Source organism: Streptomyces sp. NPDC002537 (assembly GCF_053594975.1).
Map to the genome: position 1 here is coordinate 1 of NZ_JBSFWT010000045.1, position 15,946 is coordinate 15,946.

A 15,946-nucleotide genomic window follows, 5' to 3' on the forward strand; every position below is an offset into this window, starting at 1 on the left:
CCCGGCCCCGGCCCCCCCCCCCGCGGCCGCAGGCCGCCCCCGCCGCAGGCGGCCAACCGGCCCGCGGCCGGAGTTCCGGCCGCACCCGGCACGACGCGGCCTCCGCCGCAGGCGGCAACGGTGCCGCACCCGAACGCGGAGCCCCGGAGCGGCTACAGCTCCACGTACGCCACCGCCGCATCATCATGCGGCTTCCGCTTGCCGGGCGCCGGCCCCCGCCCCTCCAACTCCCGTACGGCGTCGATCAAGGACTGCGGCCCGCCCTTCGACAGAAGGGCGAAGCACGCGGCCCAGTCGCCCTCGTGGAAGACCTCGACCCAGCGCCCCGCGCCGTCGGTGAGGGCCGCCAGCGCCCGTACCTCCGGGCGCGGCAGCGTGCCCGTCACCGCCAGCCCGGCGACAGCCGGATCCGCCGCGGCGGTGAAGAAGCCGCCCTCCGCGTTGCGTTGCGCGTCCGTCACCGGACCGAGTGACCGCAGCCGTTCGATCCGGTCGTCGAGCACCGCCGAGACCGAACCGTCCGGTGCCTCCAGGAGCAGCGCGGAGTCGGAGAGGACGAGGAAGGAGACCAGTTCGTCGTCCCACCGCGCCAGGACGACGGTCGCCTGCGGCGTGAGCCGGTGGGTGAGGTCGCACGTGTCGCGGTGGTCGTCCGCGGTGCGGGAGACCGCCTCGGCGAGACACCGGGGGAGCGACAGGTCCGGCCGGGAGACGGCGAGTTCGAGGAGGGCGCCGCCGAGCCGCGCGGTGAACCAGGGGACGCCGTGCGCACAGCCCGTCTCCCCGGACGGCGGCGGGGTCACCCCGTCCAGCAGCACCAGCGCCCCGCCCCGGCCCGAAGCGGGCAGCGCAACGGAGACGAAGTCCTCGTTCGGGTGGCGGGGATCCCCCGGCTGGGTGGCGAGTTCGATGCGCATGGGGCCAGTGTGCCGGATGCCGGAAATCCACGCGTGCGAGTGCGCATCCTGTGGGCACCCGCCGCGTTCTCCAGGTGACGTGCTGACCTGGCCCGTATGCGATGAGTGAAGCATCGCGAGTCAATTCCCTTGTCAGGTTCACTCCTTCGAGTGGCCGGATGAGGGGAAGGGCACCCTCTCCTCAGAGGTGCTGAAAGGGTCAAATCAGTACCAGGGGCGGGGCAGGCCAGAGAAGAATGAGAGCACCGGTGCGGAAGAAGCGGCTTCGGGGCGGCGAGCGAGAGCGGCAGTCCACGGCGGTGCGCGAGCGCACGGCTCGCGTGCGTAACCGGCTGACCGCCTCCGTCGCGGTCACCGCCCTCACGGTCCTCGCGGGGAGCGCCCTCGGCACCGCGGACGCCGCCCGCGACCTCACCCGCGCCCAGCGGCTCGCGGCCCTCGCCGACGCCGACGGCCCGGCCCTCGCGCTCGCCCACTCCCTCGCGGACGAGCGCGACGCCATGACCCAGTACGTGGCGGGCGGCCGCACCGACGCGGCGGAAGCCGCGGCGATCAAGAGCCAGCGCGCCCATGTGGACCAGCAGGTCGCCGACTTCCGCCCGGACGCCTCCGCGGCCGTGCGCGCCCGGCTCGACGCCCTCCCCGCCGCGCGCGGCCGGGCCGTCTCCGGCGGCGACGACGCCCTGGCCGTCTTCACCGCCTACACCGGCATCGTCCAGGCCCTCCACGGCGCGGCCGACACCGCGGGACAGCGCGCCCCGGACGGCGGCGAGGGCGACGCGGCCGCGCTCCCCTTCCTCGGGCGCGCCGTCGAACAGGCCTCCGCCACCCGCGCCCTGCTCCTCGGCGCCCTCGGCGCACACGGCGAGGCCGCCCTCGCCCTCGCCGCCCAACGGGCCGCCGCCGCGGAGCGGGACGCCCTCGCCGACTTCAACGGCTTCGCCACCGCCCGCACCCGCGAGGCGTACAGCGGCACGGTCAGCGGCCCCGACGTCACCACCGCCGAGAGCTTCGTCAACCGCCTCACCGGCCCCCAGGCCACCGCGGCGGAGCAGCCCGTCGAGCCCGTGCGCTCGGCGCTCAGCTCCCGCCTCGACCTGATGCGGCAGGCCGAGGCCGACCTCGCCGCCCGCCAGGCCGACCACCTCGAAGCACAGCGGCACGCCGCGCTCACCGGGCTCGAACTGCGCGCGGCGCTGAGCGCGCTGTGCCTCCTCGTCGCCCTCTTCGCCGGCATCCGCACCGCCCGGTCCATCACCCGGCCGCTCGGCTCGCTGCGGCTCGGCGCCCGCCGGGTCAGCGCCGACCCGGTCGTTGAGAGGCCCGTGGACTTCAAGGGCCGCGACGACGAGTTCGCCGAGACCGCCCGTTCCGTCAACCTCCTGCACGAGAAGGTCATCCGCCAGCAGGAACGGATCGCCGTCCTCGAAGGCGAGCGCACCCGCCTCATCGCCGCCCGGCACCTGCTCGCCGAGGAGCACGACGCCCTCCGCGACCGCCACCAGGAACTGTCCGGGCAGCTCGCCGAGGAGGTGACCACCCGCACCGCGGACCGCCCCGACGCGTGCGCGGAACGGGCGCGCGGCCTCTTCGTCGGCCTCTCCCTGCGCACCCTCGGGCTCGTCGAGCGCCAACTCGCCGTCATCGAAGGCATGGAGGCCCACGAGACCGACCCCGAGCGCCTGGAGACCCTCTTCACGCTCGACCACCTCGCCACCCGCATGCGCCGCAACAGCGAGAACCTCCTCGCCCTCGCCGGAGCCGAGAGCGGCACCGGGCGCGCCGGACCCGTCCCCCTCCTCGACGTCCTGCGGGCCTCCGCGGGCGAGATCGAGCGCTACCAGCGCGTACGCATCCAGTCGCTGCCGCCGCACGCCCGGCTGGCCGGCTTCGCCTCCGAGGACGTGAGCCACCTGGTCGCCGAACTCCTGGAGAACGCCACGACGTTCTCCCCGCCCGACGCCCAGGTGCAGCTCTCCGGCTGGCTCCTGGAGACCGGCGACATCGCCCTGTCCGTCCAGGACGAGGGCATCGGCGTCACCCCCGACCGGCTCGCCGAGCTCAACGCCCTGCTCACCGACCCCGACCCGTACGGGCCGCCGCCCGCCGGGGAGCGCACCGTGCGGGCGGGCCGCCCCCGGCACACCCCGGACGCCCACCCGGACGGTCCGTGCGAGGTCCCCGGCCTCGGGCTCTACGTGGTCGGGCGGCTCGCCGCCCGGCACGGCATCCGCGTCCAGCTGCGCGAGCAGCACACCGGCGGCATCACCGCCGTCGTGGTCCTGCCCGCCGCGCTCCTGGCCGACGGACCGCCCGCGGTCACCGGCCTCGGCGACATCCCGCCCGTGCCGGGCGCCGCGGCCGCCCCCCCGATCCACCTCCCCGGATCCATCGCCGACGTCAACTCCCCGGCGCTGCCCGGCAGTCGGCACCGCCCGGTCGGCGCGCACGCCGCCCCCGTCCCGCTGCCGCCCCCGGCCCCCCTGCCCGTGCACCCGGCCGATCCGCCCGCCGGACCGGCCCCGGACGGGATACGGCCCACCGGCCTCCCGCCCGCCGGCCTCCCCGTGGCCAGGCACGCCCGCCCGACGGCGCTCGGCGACAACCCCGCCGCCGCCGTGGTCCCCGCCCAGGGCAGGCAGGGCTCCGCCGCCGAGGTCACCGGCAACGGCCTGCCCCGGCGCACCCCCCAGCCCGTACCGCAGCGGGCCGAACCGCCGCAGCCCCGGCAGGGCGTCGACGCCGAGGTCCTGCGCCGCAAACTGGCGGGCTTCCAGCGGGGCGCCGCCGACGGGCGCCGCGACGCCGCCGCGGAGCTGGCGGGACGCACCACCGATCCGGACCAAGCGGGGCCGCCCGCTCAGGGCGGCACTGTCGAGGAGGCACGCGGTTGACCGCATTTTCCCGGGAGGCGACTCCCGCCACCCCCGCCGTGTACGGGCTCAGCCACGAGGCCCGCAATCTGCACTGGCTGCTCGCCGGCCTGGTCGACGAGGTGCCCGGCGTGCGCTCCGTCGCCGTCGTCTCCTCCGACGGCCTGCTGCTGCTCTCCTCCGACCCCGAGCGGAACCCGGGCGTCCCCGGCTTCGACCCGCCCGCCGGGCCCCGCGGCTCCACCGGGGACCTCGCCACCATCGTGGCCGGACTCGGCAGCCTCACGACGGGAGCCGCCGCCCTCATGGACGGCGGCGTCGTCAAACAGACCATGGTCGCCATGGAAGACGGGAGCCTGTTCGTGATGACGATCAGCGATGGCTCGCTCCTGGGCGTGCACGCCGACCCCGACTGCGACATGAGCGTCGTCGCCTACCAGATGGCGCTCTTCGTCGGCCGGGCCGGACACGTCCTCACCCCCGAACTCCGCAGGGAACTACGGCAGTCGGTGGAGGCGGTCGAGTGAGCCAGGCCGTCCTCTGCCGCAAACCCGCCCGCGTGCGCCCCTACTCCCTCACCGGCGGCAGGCCCCGCCGGTGCCGGGTGCTGCTCGTGGAGACCTTCGTCGCGGCCCTCGACACCCCCGGCGACGGCCCCCACGGACCGGCCGCCCGCACCCTCCCCGAGGAGCGGGCCCTGCCCGAGGCCCGCGCCATCGTCGAACTCTGCTTCCGGCTGCGCTCGGTCGCCGAGATCGCCGCACTGCTGAAGATGCCCCTGGGGATGGTGCGGGTCCTCCTCCTCGAACTGGCGGACCAGGGCAGGATCCGCGTCTTCGACACCGGCCACGGCACGGGCCGGCCCGACCGCGCGCTGCTGGAAAGGGTGCTGGGTGGACTTCACAGGCTCTGACGCCGACCTTCGGAGCACGTCCCTGGCCGTACGCGGCGGGAAGGCCACGCGCGGCGGGCCGCCCGCCGCCCCCGACACCCCCCGCCCCTGGCAGACCGACCGCAGCCGCGCCCCCCACGCCACGAAGATCGTCGTCGCGGGCGGCTTCGGCGTCGGCAAGACGACCTTCGTCGGCGCCGTCTCCGAGATCACCCCGCTGCGCACCGAGGCGGTCATGACGGTCGCGGGCGAGGGCGTCGACGACCGCACCGCCACCCCGGAGAAGCTGACCACCACGGTCGCCATGGACTTCGGGCGCATCACCCTCGACACCGACCTGGTGCTCTACCTCTTCGGCACACCGGGCCAGAAACGCTTCTGGTTCATGTGGGACGACCTGGTGCGCGGCGCGATCGGCGCCGTCGTCATGGCCGACACCCGGCGCCTCGCGGACTGCTTCCCCGCCCTCGACTACTTCGAGAGCACGGGCCTGCCGTACCTCGTCGCCGTCAACCAGTTCGACGGCGCCGCCCGCCACGAGCCGGACGAGGTGCGCGAGGCGCTCGCCCTGCCGCGCCACGTGCCGCTGGTCCACATGGACGCCCGGCAGCGGGTCGGGGTCGTCGACACCCTGCTGATCCTCGTCGGCAGGGCCCTCGACGCCACACCGGGATAGCACGACGAAGGGAGCGGGCCCATGCGCCGGATCCTCATTGTCGGGGCGGGCCAGTCCGGCCTCCAACTGGCCCTCGGACTCCAGTCCCTGGACTACGACGTCACCCTGATCTCCAACCGCACCGCCGACGAGATGCGCTCCGGCCGGATCATGCCGCCCCAGTGCCTCTTCCCGACCGCGCTGCGCCACGAGCGGGAGCTGGGGCTCGACTTCTGGGCGGGCCGCGCCCCGGACATCGAGGGCATCGGCGTCTCGGTGGCCGGCCCCGAGTCGGCCACGGGTGTGCGCACCCGGCTCCTCGACTGGGTCGGCAGGCTCGGCGCCCCCGCCCGCTCCGTCGACCAGCGGGTGAAGACGGCGGGCTGGCTGGACACCTTCGCCGAGCGCGGCGGCCGCCTCGTCATCCACGCGGCGACCGTCTCCGACCTCGACGCCCTGGCGGCCCGCTACGACCTCGTACTGGCCGCCGTGGGCCGGGGCGAGCTGGCCGCGCTGTTCGTCCGGGACGCGGCCCGCTCCCCGTACTCCACCCCGCAACGCGCCCTGGCCGTCGCCGCCGTGCACGGCCTCGGGCCGCGCCCCGAGCACCCCGGCCTCGACGCGGTCCGCTGCAATCTGGTCCCCGGCGTCGGCGAGCTCTTCGTCATCCCCACCCTCACCCTGTCCGGCCGCGCCGACGTCCTCCTCTGGGAGGGCATGCCCGGCGGTCCGCTCGACGTCTTCGAGGAACAGGCGGGCCCGAACGGGCACTTGGCGATGATGCTGGAGCTGCTGGAACGCTTCACCCCGTGGGAATACGCGCGGGCCACCCGGGTCGAGCTGACCGACGCGGGCGCCACCCTGGCCGGGCGCTACGCCCCGACCGTGCGGCATCCCGTCGGGCGGCTGCCGTCGGGCGGGCTGGTCCTCGGGGTGGCGGACACGGTCGTCGCCGACGACCCGGTCACCGGGCAGGGCGGCAGCTCGGCGGCCAAGTGCGCCGCCTCGTACCTCACCTCGATCGTCGAGCGGGGGGAGCTGCCCTTCGACGAGGCGTGGATGCGGGCCGCCTTCGACCGGCACTGGGCGACGGCCCGGCACACCACGCGATGGACGAACACGATGCTCGCGCCGCCGCCCGGCCACGTCCTGGACCTGATGCTCGCCGCCACGGGCTGCCAGGCCGTCGCCGACCGCCTGGCGCGGGGCTTCGACGACCCCGCGGACTTCGCGGGCTACTTCTACGACGCGGACCGGGCGGCGGCCTATGTGTCCCGGGCGGCGGCGGAGGCGGGCTGAGCCCGCCGGTTCACGACGCCGTGTCCGGCACCCGCGGCGGTACGTACGCCTTCAGCGGGGCCGCCCCCGGGTCCGGGCGCACGGCCCCCAGCAGCGGGTTGGAGGCGATCGGGGAGACCTTCACCGCGGTCCCCGGGCGGGGCGCCTGTATGACGAGGCCGTTGCCGATGTAGATCGCTACGTGGGTCGCGCCCTCGAAGTACACCACGAGGTCCCCGGGCCGGATCTCGTTGAGCGGCACCTTCGGCAGGGACTTCCACTGCTCCTGGCTCGTCCGGGGAATGACGTCGCCCGCGTGGGCCCACGCCTGGGAGGTGAGGCCCGAGCAGTCGAAGGAGTTCGGGCCGTCGGCGCCCCACACGTAGGGCTTGCCTATCTGCTGGAACGCGAACTCCAGAGCCTTGTCGCCGAGCGCGGACGGCGCCGCCGCGCCGCCCAGCCGGCCGGAGGCGAGCAGCTTGCTCTGGGCCTCGCCGATGTCCTTCTGCTCCAGCTTCTGGAGCTCGGAGAGCTGCTCGCCGGTCAGCGAGGCCAGCATCTTCTCCACCTGCGCGAGGCTCTTGCGCACGTCGTCGCGCTGCTGCTTCTGCTTCGCCGCGAGCGTCTGCTGGGCGTTGAGGGCGTCCCGCGCCTTGACGGCGAGGTCCGCGGCCCGCTTCTCACCCTCCGTGAGCTTGCCGACGGTGGCGGCCCGCTGCCCGGCGGCCCGCTGGAGCTGATGGCCGCTGTCGAGGACCTGCTGCGGGTCGGAGCCGAAGAGGAAGCCCATGTACGGGGAGAGGGTGCCGCTGCCGCCGCCCTGGTACTGCTCCCGGGCGAGCCGCCCGGCCGCGTCACGGCTGCCGGTGAGCGCGATGCGCGCGGCCGCCAGATCGTCGTCGATCTTCTTGACCTTGTCGCGCTGCTTCCGCAGGCTCTCCTCGGTCGCGTTGTACTTCTCCGTGGCCTCCTCCGCCTTGCGGTAGAGGGTCTGGAGCTGGCCGAGCAGGGTGCTGACGGGCTGGTCGGGCGGGGCCGGGGCCGCCGTGGCGACGGGCGCGGGCAGGACGAGCGAAGCGGCGCCGGCTATCAGCGCCGCCGTGCAGACAGAACGCGCGAGCCGTCCCGACACGGATTCACCTCCGAAGTGTGGGCGTGATCGTTTGCCCAAGGAGGATCGTGCCATGGTGGCGGCCGTTACGGCAGTGGGGTGGGCGAATCCGCCTAACCCGCTCACCCCCTGGCTGCCCACCCGTCACCCGTTCGGGGGGCGCTCGCCATATGCTCACGCGCCTTGGTCACGCGCCGGGGCGCGACCAGGGCCATTTGAGGCCGCCGCCCGGCCTGCCGTCCGGGTCGTACTCGTATTTCCAGCCCTTGTGCAGCCCCAGGCGCCGTGTCGTGCCCGCCTGGACCCGCTTGTACACGTGTACGACCTCGGTCCCCCCGTCCTCGCCGGGCACGGGGATCTCGTAGGTCTTCGGGGGGTGCCCGGTGGGCCCGAGCAGTACCGGCAGTACGCGCCCGTCCAGCGGGCCGCCCACGAAGGGCGTATTTTCGCTTCTCACGTCACCAGTCTCCGTCAGCGGCGGCCCTGACCCGCGTCCGTAGCGGGGCCGTGCGGGTCGGTCGCGTCCGCCGCGCGGTACGAGGCGCCGGAGGTACGCCTCGGCGCTCCGCGGGGAGCGCGGTTCGGGCACTGCGGGCCGTCCGTGGCTGATCGCGCCCAGGCGGCGGAGCCGCGGTTCGGCGCTTCCCCGCGCCCCTTACGGGGCGCGGCACCGCCCCCCACTACGGCAAGACCGCTCAGCGGCCCTTCTTCCGTGCCCGGGGCCCCGCCGAGGTGAGGTCCAGGCGCATGGCACTGCCGGGCACGACGGCGGCCGGTCGTTCCCGTACTTCTGCCAGGCCCGCCCGCCCCACCGGCCACCCGGCCCGCCGGGACAGCCCCACCGGAACGGAGCCCCCCGTGCCCGCCCGCGAGGGCGGATACGCTGCGGTGCATGAACGGCAGCGGAACCGCACCGACTTCGTCCCCCCGCGCCACCTACCGCAGGCTCAGCGTCGAGGAGCGCCGCACCCAGCTGATCGCCGCCGCGCTCGCGCTCTTCGCGCACCGCGCGCCCGAGGACGTGTCCCTGGACGAGGTCGCGGCCGCCGCCGACGTGTCACGGCCGCTGGTGTACCGCTACTTCCCGGGCGGCAAGCCCCAGTTGTACGAGGCGGCGCTGCGCAGCGCCGCCGACGACCTCCAGCTGTGCTTCGCCGAGCCGCAGACCGGCCCCCTCACCGGGCGCCTGGCCGCGGCCCTCGACCGCTACCTGGCCTTCGTCGGCGAGCACGACGCGGGGTTCAGCGCCCTGCTGCAGGGCGGCAGCGTCGCGGAGACCTCCCGTACGGGCGCGATCGTGGACGGCGTCCGGCGGGCGGCCGCCGAACAGGTCTTCACCCACCTGCGGGAACCCCGCCCGGGGCCGCGGCTGCGGATGATGGTCCGCACATGGATCACGGCGGTCGAGGCGGCCTCCCTGATCTGGCTGGACGAGGGCAAACAGCCGCCCCTGGAGGAGCTCCGCGACTGGCTGGTCGACCACTTCGTGGCCCTGCTCACGGCCACCTCGGCGAGCGACGAGCAGACCTCCCGGGCGGTCCGGGCCGCACTGGCCCTGGAGACCTCGGAAGGCCGTGCGGGCCACCTCGCCCGCCGGGTGGCGCCCGTGCTCTCGGAGGCGGAACACCTGCTCTGACCTACCCCGCCAGCAGCCCCGAGCTCACCCACAACCGCCGCCCGGCCCCGCGCAGCACCCCGATCTCGTCCAGGAAGTCCGTGAGCCGCCGGGCCCCCGCCCGCATCACCTCGCGCCGGTGCCCGCTCGCCCGTACCTGCGCGACGGCCTTCCGCCGGTCCAGCCCCACGTTCGTGTAGACGGCCGGATTGACGAACGCCAGCGAGAAGACGCGGGCCGCCTCCCCGGAGCTCAGCCGCGTCAGCCCCGCCTCCCACCGCGGGCAGGTCACCATCTGGCGGCGCAGCTCCTCCCGCGCGTACCGCACATGGCGTGCCTCCTCCACCACGTGGATGCGGGTCACGCCGCGGACAAGCGGCTGCACGCGCTCGTCCGGGAACGTCAGCCGCTGCATGTGGTCGAGGATCTCCTCGCCGAGGAGGGTGCAGGCGAACGAACCGGGCGTGGTGGAGACGGTCTTGAGGATTCTGGCCAGATTGTGGTGGAAGCCGGAGACCGGATAAGCGGGGGCGCCCGACGCGGCGATCATGCGCGCGAACATCTTCGAGTGCCTGCACTCGTCGGCTATCTCGGTGAGGGCGTAGCGGACGTGCGCGCTGCCCACGGGCTTGTCGTAGATGTGCCGCACCAGCAGCTGCATCAGGATGATCTCGAACCAGATGCCCAGGGAGGCGAGCGACGCGGCCTCGTGCCGGGAGAGCTCCAGCCGCTGTTCCTCCGGCATCCGCCGCCACATCGGGGTGTCGTAGAGGGAGAGCAGCTCGGGCGGCCAGAACCATTTTCCGTCCACCGGCGGTGCGTTCCAGTCCAGTTCGGTGTCGGGGTCGAAGGAGTGTCTGGTCGAGGACTCCAGCAGGCGTTCGGCGACCTTCTCGCGGTCCTTGAGCGGGCCGAGCGCGTCCCGGAGCGGTGGTCCTGCGGTCTCGGTGGTCATGGCTGAGGACACCTCGTCTGTGAGTTACCCGCGGTCACCTGCTTATGAGACTGCTTGTCAGCAAGGACGTCAATCCCCCTGGCGTACCTCGGCGCCCGCCGCCCCGGAGGACCGGACACCCGGTCATTGACCCGGCGGTAACCACCGTGTGAGCCTGCCGACTACCCAACCGCACAAGGCTCGGGAGGCGTCATGACCACGTGGAACCACTACGCGCACGACCCCGGCGACCCGACCTGGCAGGTGCCCGCCGCCGGCGCCGCCCGCCTCTCCTGGGAGTACGGGGACGGCCGGGAGCGCCTGCTGGCCCTCTACCAGAAGGGCAAGGACAAGCAGTGGGACGCGGTCACCCGCATCGACTGGGACCTGCCCGTCGACCCGTACGACCCCCTCGGCGTCCCCGACCGGAACCTCCCGGTCCATGACACCCCGTACTGGGGCAGGATGAGCGAGCGCGACAAGCGCGAGCTGCGCCGCCGTTACGCCTCCTGGCAGTTCAGCCAGTTCCTCCACGGCGAGCAGGGCGCGATGGTCTGCGCGGCCCGCATCGTGGAGTCCGTGCCCGACCTGGACGCCAAGTTCTACTCCGCCACCCAGACCATGGACGAAGCCCGGCACGCCGAGATCTACGGCCGCTTCCTCCAGGAGAAGGTCGGGATGGTCTACCCCATCGACGACAACCTCCGGTCGCTGCTCGGCGACACCCTGCGGGACTCCCGCTGGGACATGCCCTACCTCGGGATGCAGGTGCTCATCGAGGGACTCGCCCTCGCCGCCTTCGGCATGCTGCGCGACACCACCGAGAAGCCGCTGCCGAAGCAGATCCTCGCGTACGTCATGCAGGACGAGGCCCGCCACGTCGCCTTCGGCCGCATGGCCCTGCGCGACCACTACCGGCAGCTGACCGACGCCGAGCTCCGCGAGCGCGAGGAGTTCGTCATCGAGGGCTGCTACCTGATGCGCGACCGGCTGCGCGGCGAGGTGGTGCTCACCGACTTCGGCATCCCGGTGGCCGACGCCGTCGAGCTCGCCGAACGCTCCGAATTCACCCAGCTGTTCAGAAAACTGCTGTTCAGCCGCATCGTCCCGTGCGTCAAGGACATCGGCCTGTGGGGTGAACGGCTCCAGCGCGCGTACGTCGACATGGGCGTGCTCGAACTGGGCGACACCAGCCTGGACCTCCTCATGGCACAGGACGAGGAGGCCGCCGCACAGCTCGACGCGCAGCGCTTCGCCGCGGAGGAGGCCGCCCGGCGGGCGGAGGTCGCGGCCGCGATCGCCGACGGCGGGACGGCGGACGGCGGAGCGGAGGCCGCCACCGAGGTTTAAAAACGGGCATGTTGCCCTTGGAACCCCCTTTTCGGCCGGGACGTCTTTGTTGTGCACCTCCTGCACAACTCGTACCGAGGGAGGGGAAGTTCATGGCACGACTCACTGCCGGGAAGCGACGCTTCGCGATGGCGGCGGTATCGGTGCTGGCACTCGCCGCGGCGATGCCGGGTTGCGTGGCCATGGCCACGGAAGGGGGAGGCCCGGAACCCGGCCAGGGCGACGGGGCCGCGCACAGCCCGTCATCCGCACCGCCGACCCCGTCGTCGACGTCGCCGTCCTCGTCGCCGTCACCGCCGTCCTGGTCGTCGCCGTCCTGGCCGTCACCGTCGCCAACGCCGTCACCCGCTTCGGAGCCGCCCGGACGCGTGTCCGCCGAGATCACCCACGAGTCGGACACGCCGGGCAAGGCGGTCAACCTCACCATAGACGACGGCCCGGAACCGGTCTGGACGCTGAAGGTGCTGGACATACTGAAGAAGTACGAGGCGAAGGCCACCTTCTGCATCATCGGTTCGCGGGCCAAGGAGTACCCCGAGCTCGTCAAGAAGGTCGTCGCCGCCGGACACCGGCTCTGCGACCACTCCGTCGACCACAACACGGAAATGGACCGGCGCCCCGAGCCGTACCAGCGGCAACAGGTCCTCGACGCCCAGCAGATGATCCTGGCCGCCGCGGGTCCGGGCGCCAAGGTGCTCTACTACCGTGCCCCCGGCGGCGCGTTCACCCCGTACAGCCGCGAGGTCGCCGCCTCCCACGGCATGCGCCCGCTCGGCTGGAACGTCGACACCCGGGACTGGACCAACCCCGGCACCCAGAAGATCATCGACACGGCCGAACGGGACCTGCACGAGGGCCCCACGGTCCTCTTCCACGACGGGGGCGGCAACCGCGGCCAGACCGCCGCTGCCCTCGACACCTTCATCCCGTGGCTCAAGAGCCACGGCTACACCTTCGGTTACCCGAAGACGTAGCCGCCGCCCCGCGAACCCGCCACTGTCATACGGCGGGTTCGCGCCCGCCACTCTCCCGAGCCGGCCCGACCGGTTCCCGCCGGTCGAGGAACCAGTGCCGGGCCGACGTCAGCCACCGGACCCCCGCGAATCCGGCCACCGCGACCACGGCGATCGGCGCGTAGTTGAACGTGTCCACCGTGACCGGCCCGGACTGCGGCAGCATGAACAGCACCGTGATCACCGCCACCCAGGAGACCGCCACCACCCCGACCGGCCGCGACCACCGCCCGAGGTGCCACGGCCCGCGCTCCAGCGCGTCCCCCTGCCGCAGCCGCAACAACGTCGGCGCGGCATACGCGAGGTACAGGCCGATGGTGGCGATCGAGGTCACCGCCGCGTACGCCGTGGAGTTCACCAGATACGGCAGTCCCAGGACCAGCGCACCGCCCGCGGCCAGCCAGACCGCGTTCGTGGGCGTCCGCGTCCGCGGATCGACCCGGCACCAGACCCCCGAGAACGGCAGCCCGCCGTCCCGCGAGAACGCGTAGATCATCCGGGAGTTGGCCGTCACCAGCGCCATCCCGCAGAACAACTGCGCCACGATCACCACGAGCAGCAACAGCTTCCCGGCCGTCGCACCGAGCGCGTCCAGGAAGATCTGCGCCGGGGGCACCCCGGTCTCCGTCCCCTCCTCGCCCGCCCAGTCCTGGATCGCGTACGTCATCCCCGCCAGCAGCACGAACCCCGCGATCCACGACAGCCAGATCGACCGGACGATGCCCCGCGGCCCCGCCACCGCCGCGTCACGGGTCTCCTCCGTCATATGCGCCGAGGCGTCGTACCCCGTGAACGTGTACTGCGCCACCAGCAGCGACAACAGCCCCACATAGAGCCCCGAGCCCCACCCCGTCTCGTTCACGAAGCGCGTGAACACGAACGACGTCGACTGATGGCGCCCCGGCACGAACGCCAGCGCCCCCACGATCAGCAGCACCCCGGACACGTGCCACCACACGCTCACCGCGTTCAGGAAGGCGACCAGCCGCACCCCGAACGTATTCAACAGCGCGTGCACCACGAGCACCCCGCCGAAAAGGGCGATCGTGCGCCCCGGAGTCGCCGCGAACCCGAACTGCAGGTCCAAATAGGCATTCAGGAACGACGCCGCACCGAAATCCACCCCCGCGGTGCACGCCACCTGCCCCAGCACGTTGAACCACCCGGTGAACCACGCCCAGGCCGCCCGGGATCTCTCGGGCCCCATCCGGTGCGCCCAGAAATACAGCCCGCCCGACGTCGGATAACAGGAACACACCTCCGCCATCGCGAGCCCCACCACCAGGGTCATCGCCCCGACCCCGACCCACCCCCACATCAGCATCGCCGGACCGCCGGTCCGCATGCCGAACCCGTACATCGTCATGCACCCGGAAAGCACCGAAATAATCGTGAACGAAACAGCGAAATTCCCGAACCCCGACATCCGCCGGGCCAGCACCTGCCGATAACCCAACTCCCGCAACCGCTCTTCATCGCCCACCCGGGCGGCTTCGTCCAACGGCACGTGATCCTCCTTGGCGAGCGACGGTCAAGGGGTGTGCGGTGCGCGTACGGCCAAGTCGGTTGAGCCGGTGAGCGGTTCGGCCGTAAAGAAAGAACTCAACGACAAAGAGCCGGACCCAGTTGTACTGGGTCCGGCTCTCGATGTCAGGCACTCCGGCAGCCGACGACCTTGCGGTGCCAGCTGAAGCGAAGTGCCCCCGGCAGGATTCGAACCTGCGCACACGGCTCCGGAGGCCGTTGCTCTATCCCCTGAGCTACGGGGGCTTTGTCGGCGCTTGTCGCGGCGACAGGAAGAACATTAGCAGCTCCGGACGGGTGCACGGCAACGTGGTTGGGGGTGGGGGGAGGGGAGGGACCCCTGTGTGGGGTGGAAGTGGGGAAAACCCGGACGCGGCGCGGCGGGCGCGCTTACTCTCGGGGTGTGCCTGGCTTGTCCGGCCGGGTCCTTGTCGTCGACGACAACAAGGTCATCCGGCAGCTGATCAGGGTCAACCTCGAGCTGGAGGGCTTCGAGGTCGTGACCGCGGCCGATGGTGCCGAATGCCTGGAGATCGTGCACCGCGTGCGCCCCGACGTGGTGACCCTGGACGTCGTCATGCCCCGGCTCGACGGTCTGCTCACGGCCGCGCGGCTGCGGGCCGACGCGCGGACCCGGAACATACCGATCGCGATCATCAGCGCCTGCACCCAGCTGGAGGTCGACAGCGGCAGGTCCGCCGGGGTCGATGCGTTCCTGGCGAAACCCTTCGAGCCGACCGAGATGATCCGGCTCGTCCGGAGGCTGATGCGCCGCCGCAAGGGGGACGACGGCGACGGGTTGCCGGGGGCCCCGGCCCCCGGGGACTGCGTGGAGTCCGTCGGGGGACGCGAGTAGTCCACCGGTCCACCGCCGATCGAGAGTCGGACGAGAGCCGATCGAAACCTGTTCGCCTGGCCGCCCCCCTTCTCCCCTAGGCTTGGCCCCGTGACCCCCGCCGATCTCTCCCGTACCGTCTTGCACACGGTGCGCCGCGCCATCGAGGCCGACGAGCTGAGTGCCGTCGTCCCCGACCGGGTCACCGTGCGGGTCCCGCCCCGCCCCGGATGCGGGGACTACGCCACCAACGTCGCCCTCCGTATCGCCCAGGACACCGGCCGCCCCGCCCACGAGGTCGCCGAGGTGCTGCGCCGCAGGCTCGCCGCCGAACCCGGCATCGCCCGGGTCGACATCGCCGGACCCGGCTTCCTCAACATCACCCTCGAGGGCACCTCGTACGTCCAGCTCGTACGGGAGCTCGTACAGGACCCGGGCCGGATGCCCGGGAGCCCGCCGCTGCCGGCCGACCCGCCCCCCGGACTCGTCCGCCGCCTCGGCCCCGACGCCGCCCGCTGGGCACTCGTCAGCCCGCCCGGCGTCGACCGCGACCTGCTGCTCGTCCAGCGCGAGAGCAACCCCCTCTTCCGCGTCCGGTACGCCCACGCCCGCAGCCGGGCCCTCCGGCGCAACGCCCGCGACCTGGGCTTCGCGCCCGAGCCGGGGGACGTCCCGGACGAGACGGCCGGCCCGGTGCTCGCCGGCCTGGCGGACCACCGGCGGATCACCGCCACCCGGGCGCCCGAGCGGCTCGCCCGCCATCTCGAACGTCTCGCTGATGCCTTCCTCCGCTGGCAGGCCGCGTGTCCCACGCTGCCGCGCGGGGACGAGAAACCCTTGGCCGTCCACCGCGCCCGACTGGCCCTCGCCGAGGCCACGGGCAAGGTGCTGGCCGACGGCCTCCACCAGCTCGGCATCACCGCACCCGCACACCTCTGAGGAGATCAGA

15 protein-coding genes and 1 tRNA gene are annotated in these 15,946 nt (G+C 73.1%); 10 read left to right on the plus strand and 6 right to left on the minus strand.

Annotated features, from left to right (window positions below; translation table 11 throughout):
• Positions 1 to 152 precede the first annotated feature (152 nt).
• On the minus strand, positions 153 to 917 hold the full coding sequence (locus tag ACWD4A_RS20640; RefSeq protein ID WP_451195805.1) for a hypothetical protein: 765 nt from the start codon (positions 915 to 917) through the stop codon (positions 153 to 155).
• 248 nt (positions 918 to 1,165) lie between these two features.
• On the opposite strand from ACWD4A_RS20640, the gene ACWD4A_RS20645 reads away from it, so the two are divergent.
• The 5 genes from ACWD4A_RS20645 to ACWD4A_RS20665 are packed head-to-tail and all read left to right on the plus strand — an operon-like array spanning position 1,166 to position 6,636.
• Positions 1,166 to 3,811 (plus strand): sensor histidine kinase, encoded by a 2,646-nt coding sequence (locus ACWD4A_RS20645; RefSeq protein WP_451195807.1) that lies wholly within the window; start codon positions 1,166 to 1,168, stop codon positions 3,809 to 3,811.
• On the plus strand, positions 3,808 to 4,317 hold the full coding sequence (locus ACWD4A_RS20650; protein ID WP_451195809.1) for a roadblock/LC7 domain-containing protein: 510 nt from the start codon (positions 3,808 to 3,810) through the stop codon (positions 4,315 to 4,317). The genes ACWD4A_RS20645 and ACWD4A_RS20650 overlap by 4 nt, the downstream gene beginning before the upstream one ends.
• On the plus strand, positions 4,314 to 4,703 hold the full coding sequence (locus ACWD4A_RS20655; protein ID WP_451195811.1) for a DUF742 domain-containing protein: 390 nt from the start codon (positions 4,314 to 4,316) through the stop codon (positions 4,701 to 4,703). The genes ACWD4A_RS20650 and ACWD4A_RS20655 overlap by 4 nt, the downstream gene beginning before the upstream one ends.
• A gap of 22 nt (positions 4,704 to 4,725) precedes the next feature.
• On the plus strand, positions 4,726 to 5,358 hold the full coding sequence (locus ACWD4A_RS20660) for a GTP-binding protein (protein WP_451195887.1): 633 nt from the start codon (positions 4,726 to 4,728) through the stop codon (positions 5,356 to 5,358).
• Positions 5,359 to 5,379: 21 nt separating this feature from the next.
• Complete coding sequence (locus tag ACWD4A_RS20665; protein ID WP_451195813.1) at positions 5,380 to 6,636, plus strand: styrene monooxygenase/indole monooxygenase family protein; 1,257 nt, start codon at positions 5,380 to 5,382, stop codon at positions 6,634 to 6,636.
• Between the two features lie 10 nt (positions 6,637 to 6,646).
• Here ACWD4A_RS20665 and ACWD4A_RS20670 read toward each other — a convergent pair whose 3' ends face one another.
• Both ACWD4A_RS20670 and ACWD4A_RS20675 read right to left on the minus strand, forming a co-directional pair.
• Positions 6,647 to 7,747: an NlpC/P60 family protein gene (locus ACWD4A_RS20670; protein ID WP_451195814.1), complete on the minus strand. Its 1,101-nt coding sequence runs from the start codon at positions 7,745 to 7,747 to the stop codon at positions 6,647 to 6,649.
• A gap of 166 nt (positions 7,748 to 7,913) precedes the next feature.
• On the minus strand, positions 7,914 to 8,183 hold the full coding sequence (locus ACWD4A_RS20675) for a hypothetical protein (RefSeq protein WP_451195816.1): 270 nt from the start codon (positions 8,181 to 8,183) through the stop codon (positions 7,914 to 7,916).
• 435 nt (positions 8,184 to 8,618) lie between these two features.
• Between ACWD4A_RS20675 and ACWD4A_RS20680 the strand changes: the two genes are divergently transcribed.
• Complete coding sequence (locus ACWD4A_RS20680; RefSeq protein ID WP_451195817.1) at positions 8,619 to 9,362, plus strand: TetR/AcrR family transcriptional regulator; 744 nt, start codon at positions 8,619 to 8,621, stop codon at positions 9,360 to 9,362.
• A 1-nt stretch (position 9,363) separates the two neighbouring features.
• Here the strand turns inward: ACWD4A_RS20680 and ACWD4A_RS20685 are convergent, their stop codons facing one another.
• Positions 9,364 to 10,296: an AurF N-oxygenase family protein gene (locus ACWD4A_RS20685; RefSeq protein WP_451195819.1), complete on the minus strand. Its 933-nt coding sequence runs from the start codon at positions 10,294 to 10,296 to the stop codon at positions 9,364 to 9,366.
• A 192-nt stretch (positions 10,297 to 10,488) separates the two neighbouring features.
• Here ACWD4A_RS20685 and ACWD4A_RS20690 point away from each other — a divergent pair, with 192 nt between their 5' ends.
• Both ACWD4A_RS20690 and ACWD4A_RS20695 read left to right on the plus strand, forming a co-directional pair.
• On the plus strand, positions 10,489 to 11,625 hold the full coding sequence (locus tag ACWD4A_RS20690; protein ID WP_451195821.1) for a ferritin-like domain-containing protein: 1,137 nt from the start codon (positions 10,489 to 10,491) through the stop codon (positions 11,623 to 11,625).
• Between the two features lie 92 nt (positions 11,626 to 11,717).
• Positions 11,718 to 12,599 carry a polysaccharide deacetylase family protein gene (locus tag ACWD4A_RS20695; protein ID WP_451195822.1) on the plus strand — a complete coding sequence of 294 codons (882 nt, stop codon included), beginning with the start codon at positions 11,718 to 11,720 and terminating at the stop codon, positions 12,597 to 12,599.
• A gap of 25 nt (positions 12,600 to 12,624) precedes the next feature.
• Here ACWD4A_RS20695 and ACWD4A_RS20700 read toward each other — a convergent pair whose 3' ends face one another.
• Positions 12,625 to 14,139 (minus strand): amino acid permease, encoded by a 1,515-nt coding sequence (locus tag ACWD4A_RS20700; RefSeq protein ID WP_451195889.1) that lies wholly within the window; start codon positions 14,137 to 14,139, stop codon positions 12,625 to 12,627.
• A gap of 197 nt (positions 14,140 to 14,336) precedes the next feature.
• Positions 14,337 to 14,408: transfer RNA gene (locus ACWD4A_RS20705), tRNA-Arg, on the minus strand.
• A 109-nt stretch (positions 14,409 to 14,517) separates the two neighbouring features.
• Between ACWD4A_RS20705 and ACWD4A_RS20710 the strand changes: the two genes are divergently transcribed.
• On the plus strand, positions 14,518 to 15,018 hold the full coding sequence (locus ACWD4A_RS20710) for a response regulator (protein ID WP_451195824.1): 501 nt from the start codon (positions 14,518 to 14,520) through the stop codon (positions 15,016 to 15,018).
• Between the two features lie 90 nt (positions 15,019 to 15,108).
• Entirely contained in the window at positions 15,109 to 15,936 is an 828-nt protein-coding gene (gene nrtL / locus ACWD4A_RS20715; protein ID WP_451195826.1) for an ArgS-related anticodon-binding protein NrtL, read from the plus strand.
• Positions 15,937 to 15,946: the final 10 nt, after the last annotated feature.